A 20,946-nucleotide genomic window follows, 5' to 3' on the forward strand; every position below is an offset into this window, starting at 1 on the left:
GCAGCTTGTCAACCACGTAGAAGCCTTACAGTTTATGCAATAAGCGAGAACACCCGTGACTTCAGTCGTGGGATGAATCGCTTGACTTTGTCCTAGAGTCACTGATAAACTAAAAGCGAACATATATTCTCATAAAATCTTTACAAGGAGGTGGTTTTTTGTTAAAGCATAAGGCGTACAAGTTCAGGATCTATCCAGACAACCCTCAAAAAGAGCAGATCGCAAAGACAATAGGCTGTAGTCGATACATCTTCAATCACTTCCTGAGCGAGTGGGAAACTGCTTACAAAACCACCGGAGAAGGGTTAACCCAGAGTATTTGTTCAGGACAACTACCCTCCCTCAAGAAAGAACTACCTTGGCTAAAGGAACCCGATTCCATCGCCCTTCAAGCGTCAATTGAAAACCTCCAGGATGCCTTTGATCGTTTCTTTAGAGGAGAAAATGGACATCCTCGGTTCAAGAGCAAGAAAAACCCCGTCCAGTCCTACAAGACAAAACACACAAACGGAAACATTGAGGTAGTGGGCAACAAAATTAAACTCCCGAAACTTGGCTGGGTGAAGTTTGCAAAAAGTCGCGAGGTTGAAGGTCGCATCATCAATGCTACCGTCCGCAGAAATGCTGCGAACAAGCATTTTGTTTCAATTCTTTGCGAAGTCGACATTGAGCCATTAAAAAAGACGGGTTCTTCTGTTGGGATCGACCTCGGACTGAAGGATTTTGCCATTCTTTCCGATGGAACGGTCTATGACAACCCAAAATTCTTCCGCTCGCTCGAAAAAGAATTAGCTAAAGAACAGCGCATTCTTTCTCGCAGAAAAGAGCGCGCGAAAAAAGAGGGACGAAAACTGTCCGAAGCGAAGAATTATCAAAAGCAAAAGCGAAAGGTTTCTCTTCTTCACGAGAAAATTAGGAACAGACGCGAAGACTACCTCCATAAGCTTTCCACCGATATCGTCAAAAACCACGACGTGATCGGCATCGAAGATCTTCACCTAAAAGGCATGGTGAAAAACAAAAAACTTTCGAAGGCGATTTCCGAGGCAAGCTGGGGGCTTTTCCGCGAAATGCTCGAGTACAAAGCAGACTGGTACGGTAAAACCGTAGTAAAAGTTGCCCGGAATTTCCCTTCAAGCCAGCTCTGTTCATCATGCGGGTACAAGAACAAAGCCGTTAAAGATCTCTCTGTGAGAACATGGACATGCCCTGACTGCGGGACCACTCACGACAGAGACGTTAACGCAAGCATGAATCTTCAAATCGAAGCCGAACGGCTTCTAACCGTTGGGACCACGGGGTTAGCCTAATAAACAACTGCCCGTTAGGGCGGTTTTCCTAGGAATCTTGGCACTTCAGTGCCAAGTTGTTCAATCATAACTTCAGCAAGGCACCCATGCATCTGATAGAATAGAAGTCATCGACCGAGATCCCATCTACCTGGAGGCCCATTATGTTTCGACATCTTCGCAGTTTTTTAAAAGAACACCGCTGGGCGTATCTCTTTGGCGTCCTGACGCTCGTCATCATCGACATCCTACAGCTCGTGACACCGATCCTCATCGGACAGTTCACCGATATCCTAAACGAAGGACGGCTCACCAATGCCATCATCTACCGGTACATGGCCTACGTCATGGCGATCGCCGCCGGTGTAGCCCTCGGCAGGTTCATCTGGCGCAACCTGCTCTTCGGGGTCTCGCGAGACCTGGAGTACGATTTGCGCAACCGATTCTTCGGACATCTCGAGAATCTATCGCTTTCCTATTTTAATACGCACAAGACCGGCGATCTCATGGCACATGCCACCAACGACCTCAACGCCATCCGCATGGCCTTCGGACCGGGCATCGTGATGATCACCGATGCTCTGTTCTTGAGCTTCATGACCCTCGGTCTTATGCTCACGCGTATTGACGTGCGCCTGACGCTTGTCACCCTGGTACCTCTACCCTTTATCGCCATCTTTGTCGGTCTACTGGGCCGCTCCATCCGGAAACGTTTCAAACGCGTCCAGGAGGCCTTTGGCGGGGTCCTCGATGCGACCAATGAGTCCTTTTCCGGCATCCGCATCATCAAGTCCTTCGTTCAGGAACGCTACCAACTGGCCTATTTCGAGAAGGCCAATGCCGAGAACTATGAGGCCAACATGGATCTGGTCAAGGTCTACGGGATCATGTTCCCCCTCGTCCAGTTCATCGCTTCCCTGAGCCTGCTCATCGGAATCGGATACGGATCCCACCTGGTTCTCTCCGATACGATCACCGTGGGCGAGTTCGTCACCTTCCTATCTTTCATCGGTATGCTCACCTGGCCCATGATGGCCCTCGGGTGGGTCATCAACATGCTACAGCGCGGCGCGGTGAGCCTCGAGCGAATCAACCACGTGCTCGATACCACATCGGATATCAAGAACCCCAAGCACCCCGTGGTGCCGGGTCCGATCGCTTCTATAGAAATGAACGATGTCACCTTCACTTACCAGGGCAAATCAGAACCCGCCCTTGAGAAAATCAACCTGGCGATCCACCGGGGAGAAAAGGTGGCCCTGATCGGTCGAACGGGGGCAGGAAAGAGCACCCTGGTCCACCTTATGAACCGTTCCATGGACATCACCGGTGGCGAACTGCTCATCAACGAACAGTCCATCGACACCCTCGACCTCTCCTCCCTTCGCCGACGATTCGCCTATGTGGTCCAGGATAACTTCCTCTTCTCTGATACCATCTTGGAAAATTTGCGTTTCGCCGCCCCGGATCTATCCGAGGAAGAGCTGTTCGAAAAAGCCAGAATCGCGGGTATCCACGAGGAAATCCAGGCGCTCGAGAACGGCTACGACACACTCCTCGGCGAACGGGGGATCAACCTCTCGGGCGGTCAGAAACAGCGTCTCTCCATCGCCCGCGCCTTGGCGGCCGATGCCGATATCCTTGTGCTCGATGATTCGCTCTCCGCCGTGGATACCAAGACGGAGAAAGCGATCAAGGAGCACCTCTTCGCCCTCGAGGACCAGACCACGATCTTCATCGCCCACAGGATCAGTACCATCAAGGAGGCCGATCGCATCTACGTGCTCGACGAGGGCCGGCTAATGCAGTCGGGCGACCACACATCGTTACTCGAAGAGGGCGGCCTCTATCGCGACCTGTACGAACACCAGCTCCTCGAAGAGGAACTGGACACGAAGGAGGTGTAGAGATGGCCATACAAAAGGGATACGAAGAAAAGCATATTGAAAAGAGTTTCGATCTCGCCATTTTCCGCCGCCTCTTCACCTTCACGCGGCCCTACCTGGGTCTGTTGTTGATCAGCCTCGTCCTGCTCCTGGCTGTGACGGGGGTCGATCTGTTCAAACCCTACCTGACCAAAATTGTTATCGATGATTACATCAAGGGGACCGAAAAACCCCTGCACATCGACCCCGAAGGACCGATCAGCCTAAATGGACGGACCTTCTCCTTTGGAGATGTGGGTTCCGCAGGTGATGCGGCCCTCTTAAAAAGCGAGGACCGCTACTACTTGGTCGAAAGATCCCTCACCTCCACCGAGAGGAGCCGGGTCCGTTCCATCGATGGCAGACCCCACCTAGAGGGCGAGCCGTTGGCCGTTGAAGCGCTCACCGATGCAGAGGTGGAGGCTGTGAAAAACCCGCTCAGGGGCGGCATCACGCGTTTGGTCCTGGTCTTTGGGGTCATCCTCATCCTGGGCTTCATCCTCAACTTCGTTCAGATCTACCTGCTGAACAAGGTAAGCCAGCGCATCGTCTACGACATGCGAATGAAACTCTTCGATCACATCCAGTCCCTACCGCTTCGTTTTTTCGATAAAAACCCCGTGGGTCGACTGACCACGCGCGTCGGAAACGACATGAACAATATCGCCGAGATGTATACGGGTGTGCTGATCAATGCCTTCAAGGATTTCTTCCTGCTCTTTGGTACCGTGGTCATCATGCTTTCCATCGACGTTACCTTCACCCTGATCTCCCTTTCCACCATGCCCTTGGTGCTCCTGGCTTCCTATGTCTTCCGTCTCAAGGCCCGCGAGGCACAGCGTGCGGTGAAGGTCAAGCTGGCGGTCATCAACTCCAAGCTCTCCGAGAATATCAGCGGCATGCGCATCATCCAATTTTTCAACCGGGAGAACGCCGTCTACAAAACCTTCGACCGGATCAACGAGGACCATCGCCAGGCCTCGCGTAGGGAGATCAAGATTTACGCCATCTTCCGCCCGAGCATGAACCTGATCTACAGCCTGACCCTGGCCATCATCCTCTACTACGGCGGTCGTCGCGTGCTCGGCGCCACCATAGAACTCGGTGTCCTTGTGGCTTTCATCTCCTACACGGAGCAGTTCTTCCGCCCGATTTTCGACCTGACGGAGAAGTTCAACATCCTACAATCGGCCATGGCTTCCTCGGAGCGAATCTTCATCCTCCTCGACGAAACCTCTGATCTTCCGGAACCAGAGGAACCGCAGACGCTCGATCCCCTCCGGGGAGACCTCAGCTTTGAGAATGTGACCTTCCGCTACGAGGAGGACGATGTGCTACAGGACGTTTCCTTTGATATCCAAGCGGGCGAGACCATCGCCATCGTGGGACACACCGGGGCCGGCAAGTCCACCATCATCAACCTGATCAATCGCTTCTACGACGTCAACGACGGTGCCATCACCATCGACGGTACGGATATTCGCAATGTGCCCCTCAAGCACCTGAGGGAACAGATCGGTATCGTGCTACAGGATGTCTTCATCTTCTCCGGTGACATCCAGAGCAACATCCGACTGCAGTCCCCCGATATCACCGACGAAAAAATCCGAGAGGTCGCTCAGCATGTGAATGCCGATCATTTCATCGAACGCCTGCCGAAGGGCTACGATGAAGTGATGGCCGAACGGGGCGCCACCCTTTCCAGCGGGGAACGGCAGCTGCTCTCCTTCGCCCGGGCCCTGGCACACGATCCCAAAATCCTGATACTCGACGAGGCCACGGCCAATATCGATACGGAGACGGAAAATCTGATCCAGGATGCGATCGAAAAACTCATCGAGGGTCGCACGACCCTGATCATCGCCCACCGACTCTCTACCATCCAACACGCGGACAAAATCTTGGTGCTACACCACGGCAAACTCTGTGAAATGGGCAACCACCAGCAGCTCCTCGAAAAGCGGGGACTCTACTACGATCTTTACCGCCTGCAGTACGCTTAGACGACGAAATGGCCTCCGATGTACGCTTCACGCGCTCATCGGAGGCCATTTCTCATTTTTTATTTCAAGGTCTCCAGCTGTTTTACGAGCAGTTCTCGCGTCCGCTCGGGATGAGCTCGCCCCCGGGTTTCCCGCATCACGCGACCCATTAGGGCCATCAGTGCCTTGTCTTTTCCGCCCAGATAGTCCGACACACTATCCGTCTCACGCGCCAGTACGCTCTCGATGATCGGCAGGAGTTCTTCCACCGATGCGAGCTGCTGGAGCCCCTGCTCTTCCACATAAGCCGCGGCCGACAGGTGGGGTTCTTCCCACAGGGCACCGAGGACCCGTTTCGCCATGCTGAAACTGATCTTTTCTTCGGAGATCAAGCCGGCCAACTCCGACAACTGCTCGGCCTGCAGGGGGATATCCTCTCCTTCCCCGAGAAGGCGGAGCACTTCCGAGAGAAGCAGATTGGCCAGCGGACGCACGTCCGCAAGGGAGCCTGCGGCTGCCTCGAAGAGATCCGCCAGCTGTTGGTCCGATACCAGGACCTCCGCTTCCGAAGCCTTCAAACCATAGGCTTTCATGTAGTGCACTTTCCGCTCTTCGGGAAGCGCGGGCATCTGGTCCTTCAGTTTCACCAGGAGCTCCTCTTTGATCCGTAGGGGGGGCAGATCCGGTTCGGGAAAATACCGGTAGTCGTGCGCATCTTCCTTGTTGCGCATAGCCTCGGAGAGGCTTCTCTCAGGAACCCAACGGCGCGTTTGCTGGATGATCACCTCACCACGCTCGAGAGAGTCCACCTGGCGCTTGAACTCCGCTTCGATCGCTCGCCCCACGAAGGTGAACGAGTTGAGGTTCTTCATCTCCGTGCGCGTCCCCAGCTTGGGGTCGTCTTTTTTACGGACGGAAAGATTCACATCGGCACGGAACTGTCCCTCGTTCATCTTACAGGGAGAGACCCCCGCATAGATGAAGGCGGCCCGCAATTTTTTCAGATAGGCCTTCGCTTCCTCCGCCGATCGTATCTCCGGCTCTGAAACCACTTCGATAAGCGGCACACCCCCTCGGTTGTAGTCCACCAACGTTCCACCCAGTAGCGAATCGTGCGTGAGTTTCCCCGCATCCTCCTCAATGTGGATCCGAGTGATCCCAATGGTCCGATGGCCTTGGGGAGTCTCAATGTGCACGGCCCCATCGTAGCAGATGGGCAGATCGTACTGGCTGATCTGATAGGCCTTGGGCAGATCGGGATAAAAATAATGCTTGCGGTCTTGCTTGTTGGTCCGGGCGATCTTACACCCTGTGGCCAAGCCCGCCAAGAGCGCTTTCTCTACCACCTTTTCATTGAGTACGGGCAGCGCTCCTGGAAAACCCAAGCAGATGGGACAGACCTGGGTGTTCGGTGTCTTGCCAAATGTGGTGCGGCATCCGCAGAAAATCTTGGTCTCCGTATCCAGTTCCACGTGGACCTCAAGACCGATGACCATTTCATATTCACTGTATCCCACGGGGCATCCTCCTCTCAATACACGAGGTTATCTCGAACTGGTGGGCCAGGCGCAATAGGTTTGCTTCGGAAAAAGCCGGGCCGATCAGCTGCATTCCAATCGGCAGCCCTTTTGGGTCGTAACCGGCGTTGATCGAAATCGCAGGTAGGCCGGCGATGTTCACAGGTACCGTATAAATATCACCCAGGTACATCTCCAGGGGATCCTGCGTCTTCTCCCCGATTCCGTAGGCCGTGGTGGGCGCCACCGGCGAGAGCACGGCATCATAGGTAGAGAAAATCTTTTCGAAATCCCGGTAGATCAGTTCCCTGGTCTGCTGGGCCTTTTTATAGTAAGCGTCGTAGTAACCGGCACTGAGGGCATAGGTCCCCAGGAGAATCCTCCGTTTGACCTCACGCCCGAACCCTTCCGCGCGACTCTTGCGAATCAAGGTTTGGTAGTCCTCGTAAACATCCGTCCGGTGACCGTATTTCACGCCATCGAAGCGGGCCAGGTTGCTGGAGGCCTCCGCTGAAGAGAGCAGGTAGTAAGCGGGCAGGGCATAAGAAACACTGCTCAGCTCCACCTCCTCCACGATGGCCCCTTCGCTTTCGTAGTGGGCCGCCGCACTGTAGATGGCCTCGCGAATCTCCGGATCGAGTCCTTCCCCGAGAAAGTCCACGGGTAGGGCCAGGCGCATCCCCCGGATGGATCCGTTGAGACCGCCGGCCATACCCCCGTAGGAGCGCTCCACAGAGGTGGCATCGAGTGGATCGTGACCCATGATCGTGGTGAGCACCAGCGCCATATCGGCCACGCTTCGGGTCATCGCCCCCACCTGGTCGAGACTAGAGGCGAAGGCCACCAGTCCACTTCTAGAGACGGTCCCGTAGGTGGGCTTCATCCCCACCACACCGCAGAAGGCGGCGGGCTGGCGGATGGAACCACCGGTGTCCGATCCCAGGGCGAAGGCCGCTTCGTAGGCTGCCACGGCGGCCGCGCTACCACCCGAACTACCCCCGGGTACCCGCTCGAGATCGTGGGGATTTTTGGTCGTGAGAAAGGCCGAATTTTCCGTGGATGAACCCATGGCAAACTCGTCCATATTGGCTTTTCCGAGCATCACGGCACCGGCATCGAAAAGCCGGGAAACCACCGTCGCGTTTTGCGGGGGAACGAAATCCTCGAGCATGCGTGAAGCGCAAGTGGTGGGGACCCCTTTGGTGAGCAGGTTGTCCTTGATGGCCACCGGGATGCCGTGAAGGTTCCCCACGCGTGGCAACCGGTCTAGTTCTGACGCGCGTGCCAAGGCTTCTTCCCCCGTGACCCGCAGGTAGGCACCGATACGTGTTTCCGTAGTCGCGATAGCGTCGAGATAACTCTTCACCAGCTCAGAAGGAGCCAGCTCCTCATGGCGGATGGCCTCCAGGGCTTGTGTGATGGATAATCGGTTCAACATATTTGCACCTACCCTTCCAGTACTCTCGGTATAAAGAATTGATCGGCCTCATGCTCCGGTGCGTTGGCAAAAACCTCATCGCGCGTCAGGGACGTGCGCTCGACGTCCGGACGTAGGACGTTCTCTAGCGGCAGCACGTGCGTGCGGGGTGGTACACCGTGGGTATCCAGCGCCATCAGGCGATCGGCAAAGCCGATGATCTCATTGAGGTCCGTCATGAGCGCCGCTTCTTCATCCGGGGTCAGGGCCAGGTTAGCCAGCTCGGCCACCCGACGGACAACGCCTTCTTCCAATCCACCCTGGTCTTCCGTCTCCACCGGTTGCTGGTCCCGCGAAAGGCCCAGCGCTTCGAGTTGCTCGGAGGAGACAGCACCCGGTGTCTCCATCATCGCGCAAGACCCATCGCGCATCTTGGGAAAAGCGATGACCTCCCGAAGACTCTTGGCTCCCACGAGGAGCATGACCAGGCGGTCAAGTCCGAAGGCAAAACCCCCATGGGGTGGCGTCCCGTATTGGAAAGCCTTGAGCAAGAAACCAAAGCGCTCTTCGACGATCTCCTTAGAGAGACCCAGCAGATCGAAGATCCGTGCCTGGAGCTCACCGTCGTGGATCCGGATGGATCCGCTCCCAAGCTCCACACCGTTGAGCACCACGTCGTAAGCCTTCGCCCGCGCTTGCAGCGGGTCCGAGTCGAGCAAGCTCAGGTCCTCATCCTTCACCATCGTGAAAGGGTGGTGCATCGCCTGGTAGCCCTTCTTCTCCTCGTCCCACTCGAAGAGCGGAAAGTCCGTGATCATACAGAAGGCCTCCTCGTCACGTCGCAGATCGAAGTGATCGGCCAAGGACAACCGCAACTGGCCGAGGATTTCGGACACTTTGGACCGTTCATCCGCGGAAAAGATCAAAAAGTCTCCGGGGCTAGCATCGAGTCTCTCGAGCATTTTTTCCAGCACGAGGGGATCGAAGAACTTCGTGATCACGGAATACAGTGATCCATCCTCCTTCACGGCGATCCAGGCCATCCCGTCGCCACCCATCCGCAGGGTTTCCTCCGTCAGGTCCTCGATCATGCGGCGGGGCATATCGGCCTTTCCCTTGAGGTTGATCGCCCGTACCACGCCACCCCGAGTCACGACTTTATCGAAGACCGCGAAGCCAGAGTCGTGCATCAGATCCGACAGATCGACGATGGGGAGGTCGAAACGCAGATCCGGTTTATCCGATCCGTAGCGATCGATCGCTTCACCGTAGGTCAAGCGCGGGAAGGGACCGGGATCGCTCTTGCCGGGAAACTCAGCCACCACTTCTCGAAAGAGCGTTTCCAGGTAGGTCAAAATTTCTTCTTCATCGATGAACAGCATCTCCATATCCACCTGGGTGAACTCCGGTTGTCGATCGGCGCGCAGGTCCTCATCCCTGTAGCACCGGGCCACTTGATAGTAACGGTCCACACTGCTGACCATCAGAAGCTGCTTGTAGATCTGCGGTGACTGCGGTAGGGCGTAGAAGGCGCCCGGAGTCACGCGGCTGGGCACCAGGTAGTCGCGAGCGCCCTCCGGTGTGCTCCGCGTAAGCGTCGGGGTCTCGATCTCAAGAAAACCAGCCCCTTCCATCCGCTCTCGAATGCTCCGGAGGATCTCTTGGCGATGGCGCAGGTTCTGCTGCATGGCGCTACGCCTTAGGTCCAGGTACCGGTACTCCAGGCGCAGGCGTTCGTTGACCTGATCGGCTTCCTCAAGGGGGAAGGGAGGCGTCTTGGCCTCAGAGAGAATGCGAAGTTCCTCGACCCGGACTTCCACGGTACCCGTGGCGATGGCCCGGTTGATGGTTTCCTCATCTCGGATTTTGACGCGTCCTCTCACGGCGATCACGTATTCCGCGCGAAGGCCCTCGGCCTTTAGAAAATCAGCCTCTTCTACGGCAGCGGCATCGAAGACCACCTGACTGATGCCCGAGGCATCCCGCACATCGACAAAAATCAAGCCACCCAGATCGTGGCGACGGGCGACCCAACCCATGAGTACCACCGTTTCACCGACCTGGTCCTCCGATAGGGCGCCGCAGCCCTGTGTTCTCTTCAAGCCCTTCATGCTCTCCATGTCCATCCTCCTTTTCGCCACAATAGAAAAAACCCCCATCCCAAAAAGGGACGAAGGTTTTGCTTCGCGGTGCCACCCTAGTTAATCCGACGCGTCGGATCCAGCTCTATTCCGGCACGAGTCGTCACGCGACCGATGCCTGGCGACGATAACGGGTCGCACCCGGTGGTCTCTACTGCACTGTTTTTCAAGACCACGGCTCAGAGATGTTTTTCGCACGATGGTCTCCCGCCGGACTTTCACCATCACCGGCTCGCTCTTGGGTTCACCTATCGTCTACTCTTCTCTTCAACGCCACATTTCTTTGAATGAGTTTTCCCCATTCTAGCCGAAAGCCGTCCGCTCGTCAAGGGCAGTGTAACGTTTTCTTCATATTTATTTTCTTATTCGGCCGTTTTTTTGCGCTTGATTGTAAAATGAAATTGAAACAATAAAAAATCCATAGTGTGCCAACCTGTAATATAATTAGTTCACCACAAACAATTATAAGGAGGGCATCACTATGGATACCATCAATGATACACCAGTTGACCGAAAGAATAAACATTTAAGTGCATTTGAGCGGGGTGAAATTGCATCTCTGCTCAAAGAGGGCTACAGCGCTTATGCCATCGCAAAGAAGCTAGGACGAGCGTATAACACGATTCGAGTCGAGCTCGAAAGAGGTACTGTCACCCAGATCAAAAACGACCGCGAGGTAAAGATCTACTATCCAGATACCGGCCAGCTCATTTACGAGCGTAATCGGGAAAACTCGAAGAAACAATACAAGCTGCTCCAGGTCAGAGCTTTCATCAAGCATGTTATGAAACAGTTCAGAAAGAGCAAACATTCGATCGACGCCATCGTTGGGCAAGCTCGAAAACTAGGGCTTTTCGCACCCTCAGAAATGGTCTGTACGAAGACCCTTTACAACTATATCGACCTAGGCCTTCTTGAGATCATCAACCTTGATCTCCCTCTGAAAGTTCGTCGTTCGAGTAAACCCGCTCGCGTACGGCAGAATAAGCTCAAGCTAGGGACAAGTATCGAAGAACGCCCAGAACATATCAATGACCGCAGCGAATTCGGACATTGGGAGATTGACACGGTCATCGGCAAGAAGACCACGGGAGAGCCTGTGCTCTTGACGCTCACAGAGAGGCAGACGCGTTATGAGTTGATCATCAAGATACCCAGTAAAACGGCACACGCCGTTATGGAGGCTCTAGAGGAGTTGACTATCACATTTGGAGCGTTCACCCCGGAGGTCTTCAAAAGCATCACGAGCGATAATGGCACCGAGTTCTCAGGTTTGGCTTCACTAGAGGAGCACATCAAAACCAGCGTCTACTTCGCTCATCCCTATACCTCAGGTGAGCGTGGCACTAACGAGCGACATAACGGAATGATCAGAAGGTTCATCCCAAAAGGGAAAAGCCTAAATGACTTCTCTGCTGAGTATATTGCTCGGATCGAGCTCTGGTGTAACACATTGCCTCGCAAAATCCTGGGGTATAGCACCCCTGAAGAAGCCTTTGAGGAAAAACTAGGATTACTTAGATGCAGTTAGATTAGTCCATCGGTTAAATATTGGCTCACTATTTCAATTTGCTATTGCAATCGAGGGCCGTTTTTTTGCCCGGATCCGTTTGTTTTTTTGCTTGCATATAATGAAAATCACCTCCGCTCCATCGGAGCGAAGGTGATTTTCAATCGGGTGGTGTGGGGCTTACATCATACCGCCCATGCCACCCATGCCGCCCATGCCACCAGGCATAGCCGGTTCATCTTCTTCAATATCCACAACAGCCGCTTCGGTGGTCAGGAACATCGCTGCGATGGATCCTGCGTTCTGGAGCGCGCTTCGTGTGACCTTCGTTGGGTCCACAATCCCCGCTTTGATCATGTCCACATACTCACCGGTCAAGGCGTCGAATCCGAAGCCATCCTTCTCGTGCTTCACCCGCTCGACGACTACCGAACCCTCTAGGCCAGCATTTTGAGCAATCTGACGGACCGGCTCCTCGAGGGAACGCGCCACGATCATAGCACCGGTCTTCTCGTCCTTCTCTAGCTTCTCGATCAACTCGAGCACGGGCTTGAGGGCTACGAGCAGAGCCGTACCACCACCGGGCACGATGCCCTCTTCCACAGCGGCACGCGTGGCATTCAGCGCATCCTCAATGCGGAGCTTCTTCTCCTTCATTTCCGTCTCCGTGGCTGCGCCCACTTGGATCACGGCTACGCCACCGGCCAGCTTGGCCAATCGCTCCTGGAGTTTCTCTTTATCGAACTCAGAGGAACTTTCGTCAATCTGCACGCGGAGTTGACGCACGCGCTCGTCAATGAGGGTTTTTTCACCCTCGCCATCGACGATGGTCGTGGATTCTTTGTCGATCTTGACGCTTTTGGCGCGACCGAGCATATCGATGGTGGCAGATTTCAACTCGTAACCGAGCTCTTCGCTGACCACCGTACCACCGGTCAGCACGGCAATGTCCTCGAGCATCGCTTTGCGGCGATCGCCGAAGCCCGGTGCCTTGACGGCGATACACTCAAAGGTCCCGCGGAGCTTGTTGACCACCAGCGTGGCCAGGGCTTCGCCCTCGATGTCCTCGGCGATGATGAGGAGCTTCTTGCCCTGCTGTACGATTTTCTCGAGCAGGGGAAGAATTTCCTGGATCGACGTGATCTTCTTGTCGGTGATCAGGATGTAAGGTTCATCGAGGGAAGCTTCCATCTTCTCCGTATCCGTTACCATGTAGGGGGAAACGTAACCGCGATCGAACTGCATCCCCTCCACAACTTCGAGGTGTGTGCCAAAGGTTTTCGATTCTTCCACGGTGATGACGCCATCCTTGCCAACCTTGTCCATGGCCTCAGCGATCAGTTCCCCGATCTTCTTGTCGGCGGCAGAGATCGAAGCGACATCCGCAATCTCCTCGCGGCTCTCGATCGGCACGGAGATTTCCTTGAGCCGTTCTACGGCTACTTCCACCGCTTCGTTGATGCCGTTTTTCAGAATCATCGGGTTGGCGCCGGCTGCTACGTTCTTGAGGCCTTCTCGCACGATTGCCTGGGCGAGGAGCGTAGCCGTCGTTGTGCCGTCACCGGCTACATCGTTTGTCTTCGTGGCCACCTCTTTCACGAGCTGGGCGCCCATGTTCTCGTACTTGTCCTCCAGTTCGATTTCACGCGCGATGGTCACACCATCGTTGGTGATCAGGGGAGAACCGAATTTCTTATCGAGGATCACATTGCGGCCCTTGGGACCGAGCGTAACCTTCACTGTATCCGCCAGTTTGTTCACGCCTTTCTCGAGGCGTCTTCTGGCGTCTTCTGAAAACTTGATTTCTTTAGCCATCTTGCATTTTCCTCCTTCGTAAGCGTGTTAGTCTACAATGCCGAGCAGGTTGGCGATTTCGATGATCGTCACTTCTTCGCCTTCGAATGTCACATCGGTACCGCTGAACTTCTTGAAGATCACGCGGTCACCCACTTTGATCCCGTCCTCATCCTTGATCTCTGTTCCGAGCGAAAGGACCTCTGCCATTTGCGGTTTCTCCTGTGCTTGTGTGGGGAGCACGATTCCGCTGACCGTCTTTTCCTCGGCCTTGAGTTTCTTGATGACAACTCGTTTTCCCAGTGGTTTGATGCTCATAGATGGTACCTCCTTTAAATGATTTTATCTGACCTCACCTCTGTGGAGACGAGGCACATAGCGCTTTCTATAGACAATGATAGTACAAAGGCAATCGAAAATCAAGAGTTTTTTAGCACTCATTTATTAGGAGTGCTAACAACGTCCGATCATAACAAAACACGGCGAACAGAAGGGTTCAACCGTGTTTGAGGTGATGAAGACCGATCTTGAAAATTGTCTCCACGTGGTCATCGTCCAAGGTATAGTAGATGACCTTCCCATCACGACGCCATTTCACCAGACGGGCGTTCTTCAGCACGCGGAGCTGGTGGCTGACCGCCGACTGCTTCATATCGAGCACATAGGCCAGGTCGCAGACGCAGAGCTCTGTCTCTGTCAAGATCGATATGATCTTCATGCGGGTAGAGTCTCCGAGCACTTTGAAAAAATCTGCAAGTTCATAGAGATCCGTTTCTTCAACAAGCTTTGCCTTTGCCTTCTCCACTTCATCCTCGTGGATGATAGTACAATCGCAGGTGGGCATCCTGATCACTCCTTTCCTATACTATCCCCTGTTTAGACTCTTCATAAAGTGCGTACATATGAAATAACGATAGAAGGGAAGTGAGTCCATGCAACTCTATGCTATTAAACTGGTCAACCAACACTTCATATGCCTGGCAGACAGTGTCGAAGAAGCACGAGAACTGCTGATCGATCGCTACCACGATGAACTGACCGACTACATTGATATCCAGTACATCCGGCCGGAGCACTTCGAGAGAGTCAACCTGAAGCTCGATGAGCCCGGTGTCATCAACCTGCCCTGAAGAGAGCACCCGATCGAAAGATCGGGTGTTATTCTTTTTTGAACACCTGATCGGCGAAAGTGATGGCCACGAGATATTTCTCGAGCACCGATTCTCCCCGCTCCTCGACCCGCTCGAGCTGTGATACGATCAATCCCCACTCGCCTCGCTCGTAGCTTTTACAGAAGCTCAGCAGGTCCTCAAGAAGGCTCCCCCCTCTGTGCTCGAGCGCAGCACGCACATCCTCCGTGACATTGATCTTATCGAGCACCACCGCGAAGGGACGATCCAGCAGGACGTCGAGATGACTGAAGAGCCCGAGCATGAAACACTCTTCCTTCCGACCGGCGAGCGAGAAGAACTTCGCCAGGCTCTCGAGAAACTTTGCCCGGACTAGGGAGCTCTTGATCAGCTCAGGTGGTTTGCTCCCCCCGAGGTCGCGGAGCATCAGTAGCATGATCCACTTGCGAATCTCCTTGAACCCGAGGAGCGTCAGCGCGTTCTTCACGCTATTGATGCGGTTCCTATTCGCAAAGGCCGGGGAATTGACCAGTGTCAAGAGCCGGTAGCTGAGCGATGCATCGTAGCCCACGGTGTTCGCGATCAAATTGAAATCCGGCTCCTCCCGCGATGCCTCTTCATAGACCTTCAGGTAGATGTTGCTCGAGACATCGAACTCCTTGGCGCTCATCACCTGCGGACGAGCGAAGAAAAAGCCCTGGAAGAGATGGAAGCCCATGAGCTTTGCGTCCACGAAGACCTCCATTGTCTCCACTTTCTCCGCCAGCAGGCGGACGTTTTTGCCTTTGAACATCTCCACGATGTAGGCGCGTTCGAGGACGTCCGTCTCTATGAAATCCACCTTCACGATATCCACCAGATCATAGATCGCGGGGTAGGGATAGTCAATGGTGAAATCATCGAGCGCGATGGTATACCCCTTCTTACGGAGACTCTTCAGCTCCTCGAGGAGCGCATCGTCGACAACAAGATCCTCGAGCACCTCGATCACGAGGTGGTCCTTTGAAAAGATCGTCGGGATCTCATCGAGGATCAAACGGCGCGTGAAATTGACGAAGGCCTTTTTACCCTCCGTCATTTTCTCCACACCGATGTTCGTGAGCGCGTTGACGATCACGTCACCTGTGGCAGCATCGCCATCGAGCACGTTTGCCTTACCAGATGCCTTGCTCCGGTACAACAGTTCGTAAGCGACCACCCGCTGGTGTGTATCGAATATCGGTTGTCTTGCTACGAAAACATCCATGAAATTCGCCTCACTTCTGAGCAAAAAACGTCGAACTGACTAGAACAACCCCATGACGAGACCGAAGATAATGGGCATGAACACGGCGGGCAGCAGGTTCCCCACCTTGATGCGTACCTCGAGCAGCATGTTGATACCCAGGCCGAAAATCAAGAGTCCGCCCACCACCGACATATTCGCTACGACGGGATCTGTGAGCACATCCTTGAGCAGACCCGCACCGAGTGCGATTGCACCCTGGTAGAGTAGCACAGAAACCGCCGAGAAAATCACCCCGATCCCCAGTGTCGATGCAAAAATCACCGAGGTGATGCCATCGATCACGGACTTGGCGAAGAGGGTCTCGTGACGTCCGAGGAGACCACCCTCCAGTGCGCCTACAATGGCCATAGAGCCCACGCAAAAGAGCAGGGATGCCGTTACAAAGCCTTTGGAAAACTGGCCGTCTCCCCCCTTGAATCTCGATTCCAGCTGATCACCCAATCCCTCGAGTCGCTCTTCAATGCGCAAGAAAGTGCCCACGATCGCTCCTGCGACCATCGAGAAGATGATGACCATGAGATCATCCACGGCCAAAGCACCCCTTAAACCGATTAGGATCACGGTGAGGGCCACAGCCTTCATGATGATATGAGCATAGTGTTCTTTGATGCCATGCTTAAAGAATAGTCCTAGCGTGCCACCCACCAGGATGGCAATCGTGTTGACAACGGTACCTAGCATACACGTCTCACTCCAATTCTAATCGGTTCTCTCTCATATAATAGAACAAATACTGCTGCAAGTATCCGGCGAGCTCGCCGAATGTATCGATAATCGCATCATCACCGTCAAAATAGCGTCCGATGGCCTTGCGGATCCACGTGTCCACCGGAAAGACATCGGTTCGGTGGTAACCGAAGAGCAAAATACAATCGGCTACCTTGGGACCCACCCCAGAAAACCTGAGCAACTCTTTTCTCAGTTCGGGGGTTTCCCTTTCCTTCAGCTTGTGAAAATCCCCCCCCATGGTCACCACGCGCTGTGCGGTCTCGACCACGTAGCGATCGCGATAGCCGAGTCCCAGCGCGCGCAGTTTATCGGGTGCGACCGCCGCCAGCACCTCCGGTTCGGGAAAAGCATAACCACCTCCCGCGGCGGGAAGACCGTAGGCCTCCGACAAGCCTTCTACCGAGGCCCGGATCCGGTGAATATTGTTGTTCGCGCTGATGACGAAGGTCACGAGGGTTTCAAAGGGCTCTTGACGTAAGATCCGTATTCCCTTACCCGCCTCGATCACCGATTGAAAACGCGGGGCGATCGCCAGGATCTCCTCGATGATGGTACTGTAGTCCGTTTGCAGGTCGAGATAATCGCTGACAAAACCTTCGATGAAATCGTTATCGGTACCCCTGACCTCCAGTTGCGTCTCGGTCGTTCGGAGTTCGATCTGATGGCCCTTCACGACACCCCTGTATCCGCCGTTCACCGGTATGAAGCGAAAAGCCTGTCCGCAGTTGAAGATTTGATCGAGATCAAAGTGTTGCGGTCGTTCCCAGAACATGGACACACCTCCACCTTCTACTATACTTTGAAGCTGGAAAAAACACAAGATGTCCCCTTTATCCGATCACCTCGATCGGGCAAAAGGAAAAGCGCTCGCCATCAAACAGACCGCTTTCCGTAAGCTTGAGGGCAGGGATCACGGGCAAGGACAAGAAGGCCAGCGTGAGAATCGGATCGATGCCCTTGGCGAGTCCCGCCTCTTTCACGGATGCTTTGAGCCCCTCTACCTGCGCCGCTACCGCTTCCATAGAGGACAGGCTCATCAGACCGGCGATGGGCAGGGGAATCTCGGCAACGACTTCACGATCCCGTACGAAGACCACACCACCCTTTAGATCGCGAATGCGATTGACCGCCAGGGCCATCTCTTCGTCTTCGCGACCGACCACAACGATATTGTGCGAGTCATGGCTGATTGTGGTCGCCAGCGCACCACCCGTCAGACCAAAACCCTCCACCAGGGCCACAGCCCGCTTTTTTGTCCCGGCATGACGTTCAAAGACGGCCATTTTGATCAGATCCAGATGCGTGTTATCGGCGAAACACCCGTCCACCACGTCAACCTTGCGCACGACTTTTTCCGTGACGATGGACTCTGGGATCAGACCGATCACCCGGACAATGTCGGAAGCGAGTGGCAACCTGAAGTCCTCCGCTGTCACGGCATCGAGCACCACCGTATCGAGCAGGGCAGCGGGCGGTTCGTCCGCTGGGATCCTTAGGTCCGATAGGGCGGTACCCCGTTTGTAGACCTCGCGGACGTTGAAGGCCGTGAGGTTGTCCACGAGCACCATGTCGGCCAGGTAGCCGGGTGCTAGGCCCCCTCGATCTTTCAAGCCGTAGCAAGTGGCGGCGTTGAGCGTGGCCATCTTGATGGCGGTCATGGCCGGCACACCTCGGCCCACGGCCCGGCGTAATAAGTGATCGATATGCCCTTCAGCGAGCAGGTCCCCCGGGTGGCGATCGTCCGTACAGAGGAGCACCCGGTTGTGGTTGCCTCGGGTTACCCCACCGATCAGCACATCCAGGTTCTTGGCTGCAGACCCCTCGCGGATCTGCACGTAGGCACCACCGGTGAGACGCTCCTGCATCTCGGCAAGCGTCGTGCACTCATGATCCGTGCGGATTCCAGCCGCCAGATAAGCAGACAGGTCTTTCCCCATGAGTCCCGGGGCGTGGCCGTCGATGGGTCGACCCTTTGCCCCGGCGATTTTCTCGAGCACCTCAGGATCAGCGGCCAGAAGCCCTGGGACGTTCATCATCTCGCCGAGACCCAGCACCTCTGGTTCACGATAGAAAGGTGCCAGATCCTCGGCGCAGAGGACCGCGCCCGCGTGGTCAAAAGGGGTGGCTGGTACGCAGCTGGGCAACATGAAGAAAAGATCGAGCGGTACGGCTCTTCCCGCCTCGACAAAATACCGCAACCCGGCTTCCCCTGCCACATTGGCAATCTCATGGGGATCGGCGATCACCGTCGTCGTCCCCCGGGACAAGACCCCCTCTGCAAAGGAGGAGATGCGACACATGGAGGATTCCACGTGCACGTGAGCATCGATAAGGCCCGGTAGCAGGTAGCCTCCCCCGGCATCGTGTTCTACTTGTCCCTCGTAGGTGCCGATGCCAGCGATGATCCCGTCGACCACCGCCACATCACCCGATTCGATGGTCTCGGTGAAGACATTGATGATCTTTGCATTTTTGATCACGAGCTCTGCCTTTTCCTGGCCCCGTGCTACGGCTATTCGTTTGTTGATCATAATAAGCCTCCTTATTTGCGAAGAATCTTTTCATTCTTTATATATCATTTACAATTTCCTGTCAAAGGGTCCCAGAGAAAAGCTCGGATTTTGTGAAAAAGTACCAGTGCGGCCTGTGCCCCTTCTCCTGTAGAATGGAGGTACAGGTTGCACGTCCCATGCAATCCGTCCCATGAAAAACTTTTTCATGACCGGTCGTCCCTGATCACGAACCCCCGATCAAAAGACCGGCCCAGCGGGTCCTCCGTCCCAGAGGACCTGCTACTTCATTTTTTGACGCGTAAAAATCCCCCGCGAGAGGCTCGATCAGCCCTTCGTGGGGGATTGCTTGATTTTTTGATTCTTTCTTCTCTACAAGAAGAATTTCAAAACGAACAACACCGCGATGAAGTAGGTCAACGTCGGAATTTCTTTACCCCGGCCCGTCAAGAGCTTCAGAATGGCTACGGAAACCACACCGAAAACAATACCCTCCGAGATGGAGTAAGAAAGGGGCATCATGATAATCGTGAGGAAAGCCGGGATCGCTTCGGTGAAATCATCGAAGTCAATCTCTTTGATCGGGCTCATCATGAAAAGACCCACGAGAATCAGGGCCGGTGCGGTGGCCGCGCCGGGTACCATCAGGAAGATCGGTGAGAAGAAGAGGGCGATAAAGAACATCACGGCCGTGCTAACGGCGGTGAGGCCCGTACGTCCGCCTTCCGATACACCGGAAGCACTTTCCACGTAAGTCGTGACCGTAGAGGTCCCGATCATCGCACCAACCGTTGTCCCCACGGCATCGGCGAAGAGGGCCATCTTGGCGTTCGGCACCTTACCATCTTCCGTCAGAAGGCCCGCTTTGGTCGATACACCCACCAGTGTTCCGACCGTGTCGAACATATCGACGAAGAGGAAGGTGAGGAGAACCACGAGCATATCAAAGGTAAAGATCTGTGTCCATTCGAAACGCATGAAGTAGGGCATCGTGGGCATCTGAACCACGCCACCGGGCAACTGCGTAACACCTAAAGGGAGACCAATGATCGTCGTTACCAGGATCCCGATGAACAGGGCACCCTTCACGTTGCGAGCGAGCAGGTATCCCGTGAGCACCAGGCCGATCAGTGCGAGCAGCGCGGATCCACTCGTCAGGTTCCCGAGGGTCACGATGATGCCCTCGCCTGGTACGATGATCTGGGCGTTGTTCAGGCCGATGAAGGCGATGAACAGGCCGATACCCACGGAGATGGCCCGCTTCAAGTTGAGCGGTATGCTGTTGATGATCGCTTCACGCACATTTAAGAAAGTTAATGCGATAAAGATAAGTCCTTCGAGAAACACAGCTGTGAGTGCGAACTCCCAGCTCTTCGACATACCGAGCACCACGCTGAAGGCGAAAAATGCGTTCAATCCCATACCCGGTGCCAAGGCGAAGGGCAGGTTGGCGAGGAGTCCCATCATGAGTGTGGCGATAATCGATGCGATGGCTGTTGCGGTAAACACGGGTAGGAATTCCATACCGGCACTCTGGAGAGTGAGCGGATTCACGACTAGGATGTAAGCCATGGTCATGAAGGTGGTGATTCCCGCGAGCACTTCCGTGCGGAAGGTCGTCCCATGCTCTTTGAGCTTAAAGGTTTTTTCGGAAAATCCGATGTCTGACATGTTTTGTTACCCCCGATTCTTAGTTTTTCAACTTGTCCCATGT

General features: G+C 54.7%; 16 protein-coding genes and 1 other annotated feature. Of the genes, 5 read left to right on the forward strand and 11 right to left on the reverse strand.

Annotation, left to right across the window (positions count from 1 at the left end):
- Nucleotides 1-158: 158 nt before the first annotated feature.
- The 3 genes from tnpB to ACULM0_RS07075 all read left to right on the forward strand — a co-directional run bounded on the left by tnpB (nt 159) and on the right by ACULM0_RS07075 (nt 5,217).
- The gene (gene tnpB / locus ACULM0_RS07065) at nt 159-1,310 is read left to right on the forward strand and encodes an IS200/IS605 family element RNA-guided endonuclease TnpB (protein WP_463679721.1); all 1,152 of its coding nucleotides are present in this window, start codon (nt 159-161) and stop codon (nt 1,308-1,310) included.
- 143 nt (nt 1,311-1,453) lie between these two features.
- Nucleotides 1,454-3,196, forward strand: a complete 1,743-nt coding sequence (locus ACULM0_RS07070) for an ABC transporter ATP-binding protein (RefSeq protein WP_463679722.1) — start codon at nt 1,454-1,456, stop codon at nt 3,194-3,196.
- Between the two features lie 2 nt (nt 3,197-3,198).
- The gene (locus tag ACULM0_RS07075) at nt 3,199-5,217 is read left to right on the forward strand and encodes an ABC transporter ATP-binding protein (RefSeq protein ID WP_463679723.1); all 2,019 of its coding nucleotides are present in this window, start codon (nt 3,199-3,201) and stop codon (nt 5,215-5,217) included.
- 59 nt (nt 5,218-5,276) lie between these two features.
- Here ACULM0_RS07075 and gatB read toward each other — a convergent pair whose 3' ends face one another.
- Genes gatB through aspS form a run of 3 tightly spaced genes read right to left on the reverse strand, consistent with a single transcriptional unit; the run spans nt 5,277 to nt 10,250 of the window.
- Entirely contained in the window at nt 5,277-6,713 is a 1,437-nt protein-coding gene (gatB, locus tag ACULM0_RS07080) for an Asp-tRNA(Asn)/Glu-tRNA(Gln) amidotransferase subunit GatB (RefSeq protein ID WP_463679724.1), read from the reverse strand.
- Nucleotides 6,700-8,151, reverse strand: coding sequence for an Asp-tRNA(Asn)/Glu-tRNA(Gln) amidotransferase subunit GatA (gene gatA, locus ACULM0_RS07085; protein WP_463679725.1), 1,452 nt, complete (start codon nt 8,149-8,151; stop codon nt 6,700-6,702). Before gatA ends, gatB begins: the two co-directional genes overlap by 14 nt.
- A gap of 8 nt (nt 8,152-8,159) precedes the next feature.
- On the reverse strand, nt 8,160-10,250 hold the full coding sequence (gene aspS / locus ACULM0_RS07090) for an aspartate--tRNA ligase (RefSeq protein WP_463679726.1): 2,091 nt from the start codon (nt 10,248-10,250) through the stop codon (nt 8,160-8,162).
- 43 nt (nt 10,251-10,293) lie between these two features.
- Nucleotides 10,294-10,551 (reverse strand) — a binding site (T-box leader).
- 201 nt (nt 10,552-10,752) lie between these two features.
- On the opposite strand from aspS, the gene ACULM0_RS07095 reads away from it, so the two are divergent.
- Nucleotides 10,753-11,802, forward strand: coding sequence for an IS30 family transposase (locus tag ACULM0_RS07095; RefSeq protein ID WP_463679727.1), 1,050 nt, complete (start codon nt 10,753-10,755; stop codon nt 11,800-11,802).
- Between the two features lie 159 nt (nt 11,803-11,961).
- Here ACULM0_RS07095 and groL read toward each other — a convergent pair whose 3' ends face one another.
- The 3 genes from groL to ACULM0_RS07110 all read right to left on the reverse strand — a co-directional run bounded on the left by groL (nt 11,962) and on the right by ACULM0_RS07110 (nt 14,419).
- The gene (gene groL / locus ACULM0_RS07100; protein ID WP_463679728.1) at nt 11,962-13,596 is read right to left on the reverse strand and encodes a chaperonin GroEL; all 1,635 of its coding nucleotides are present in this window, start codon (nt 13,594-13,596) and stop codon (nt 11,962-11,964) included.
- A gap of 27 nt (nt 13,597-13,623) precedes the next feature.
- On the reverse strand, nt 13,624-13,893 hold the full coding sequence (locus tag ACULM0_RS07105; RefSeq protein ID WP_463679729.1) for a co-chaperone GroES: 270 nt from the start codon (nt 13,891-13,893) through the stop codon (nt 13,624-13,626).
- A gap of 178 nt (nt 13,894-14,071) precedes the next feature.
- On the reverse strand, nt 14,072-14,419 hold the full coding sequence (locus tag ACULM0_RS07110; protein WP_463679730.1) for an ArsR/SmtB family transcription factor: 348 nt from the start codon (nt 14,417-14,419) through the stop codon (nt 14,072-14,074).
- A gap of 88 nt (nt 14,420-14,507) precedes the next feature.
- Between ACULM0_RS07110 and ACULM0_RS07115 the strand changes: the two genes are divergently transcribed.
- Nucleotides 14,508-14,705 (forward strand): hypothetical protein, encoded by a 198-nt coding sequence (locus ACULM0_RS07115; protein WP_463679731.1) that lies wholly within the window; start codon nt 14,508-14,510, stop codon nt 14,703-14,705.
- Between the two features lie 28 nt (nt 14,706-14,733).
- On the opposite strand, the gene ACULM0_RS07120 is transcribed toward ACULM0_RS07115, so the two are convergent.
- The 5 genes from ACULM0_RS07120 to ACULM0_RS07140 all read right to left on the reverse strand — a co-directional run bounded on the left by ACULM0_RS07120 (nt 14,734) and on the right by ACULM0_RS07140 (nt 20,903).
- Nucleotides 14,734-15,951: an EAL and HDOD domain-containing protein gene (locus ACULM0_RS07120; protein ID WP_463679732.1), complete on the reverse strand. Its 1,218-nt coding sequence runs from the start codon at nt 15,949-15,951 to the stop codon at nt 14,734-14,736.
- A gap of 39 nt (nt 15,952-15,990) precedes the next feature.
- Entirely contained in the window at nt 15,991-16,674 is a 684-nt protein-coding gene (locus ACULM0_RS07125) for a DUF554 domain-containing protein (RefSeq protein WP_463679733.1), read from the reverse strand.
- Between the two features lie 7 nt (nt 16,675-16,681).
- On the reverse strand, nt 16,682-17,494 hold the full coding sequence (locus ACULM0_RS07130; protein WP_463679734.1) for a DNA-3-methyladenine glycosylase family protein: 813 nt from the start codon (nt 17,492-17,494) through the stop codon (nt 16,682-16,684).
- Between the two features lie 58 nt (nt 17,495-17,552).
- The gene (gene ade / locus ACULM0_RS07135; RefSeq protein ID WP_463679735.1) at nt 17,553-19,253 is read right to left on the reverse strand and encodes an adenine deaminase; all 1,701 of its coding nucleotides are present in this window, start codon (nt 19,251-19,253) and stop codon (nt 17,553-17,555) included.
- 351 nt (nt 19,254-19,604) lie between these two features.
- Nucleotides 19,605-20,903, reverse strand: a complete 1,299-nt coding sequence (locus ACULM0_RS07140) for an NCS2 family permease (protein ID WP_463679736.1) — start codon at nt 20,901-20,903, stop codon at nt 19,605-19,607.
- Nucleotides 20,904-20,946 lie beyond the last annotated feature (43 nt).

The sequence above is a fragment of the Halotolerantifilum yawarlongkerapense genome (assembly GCF_054506745.1).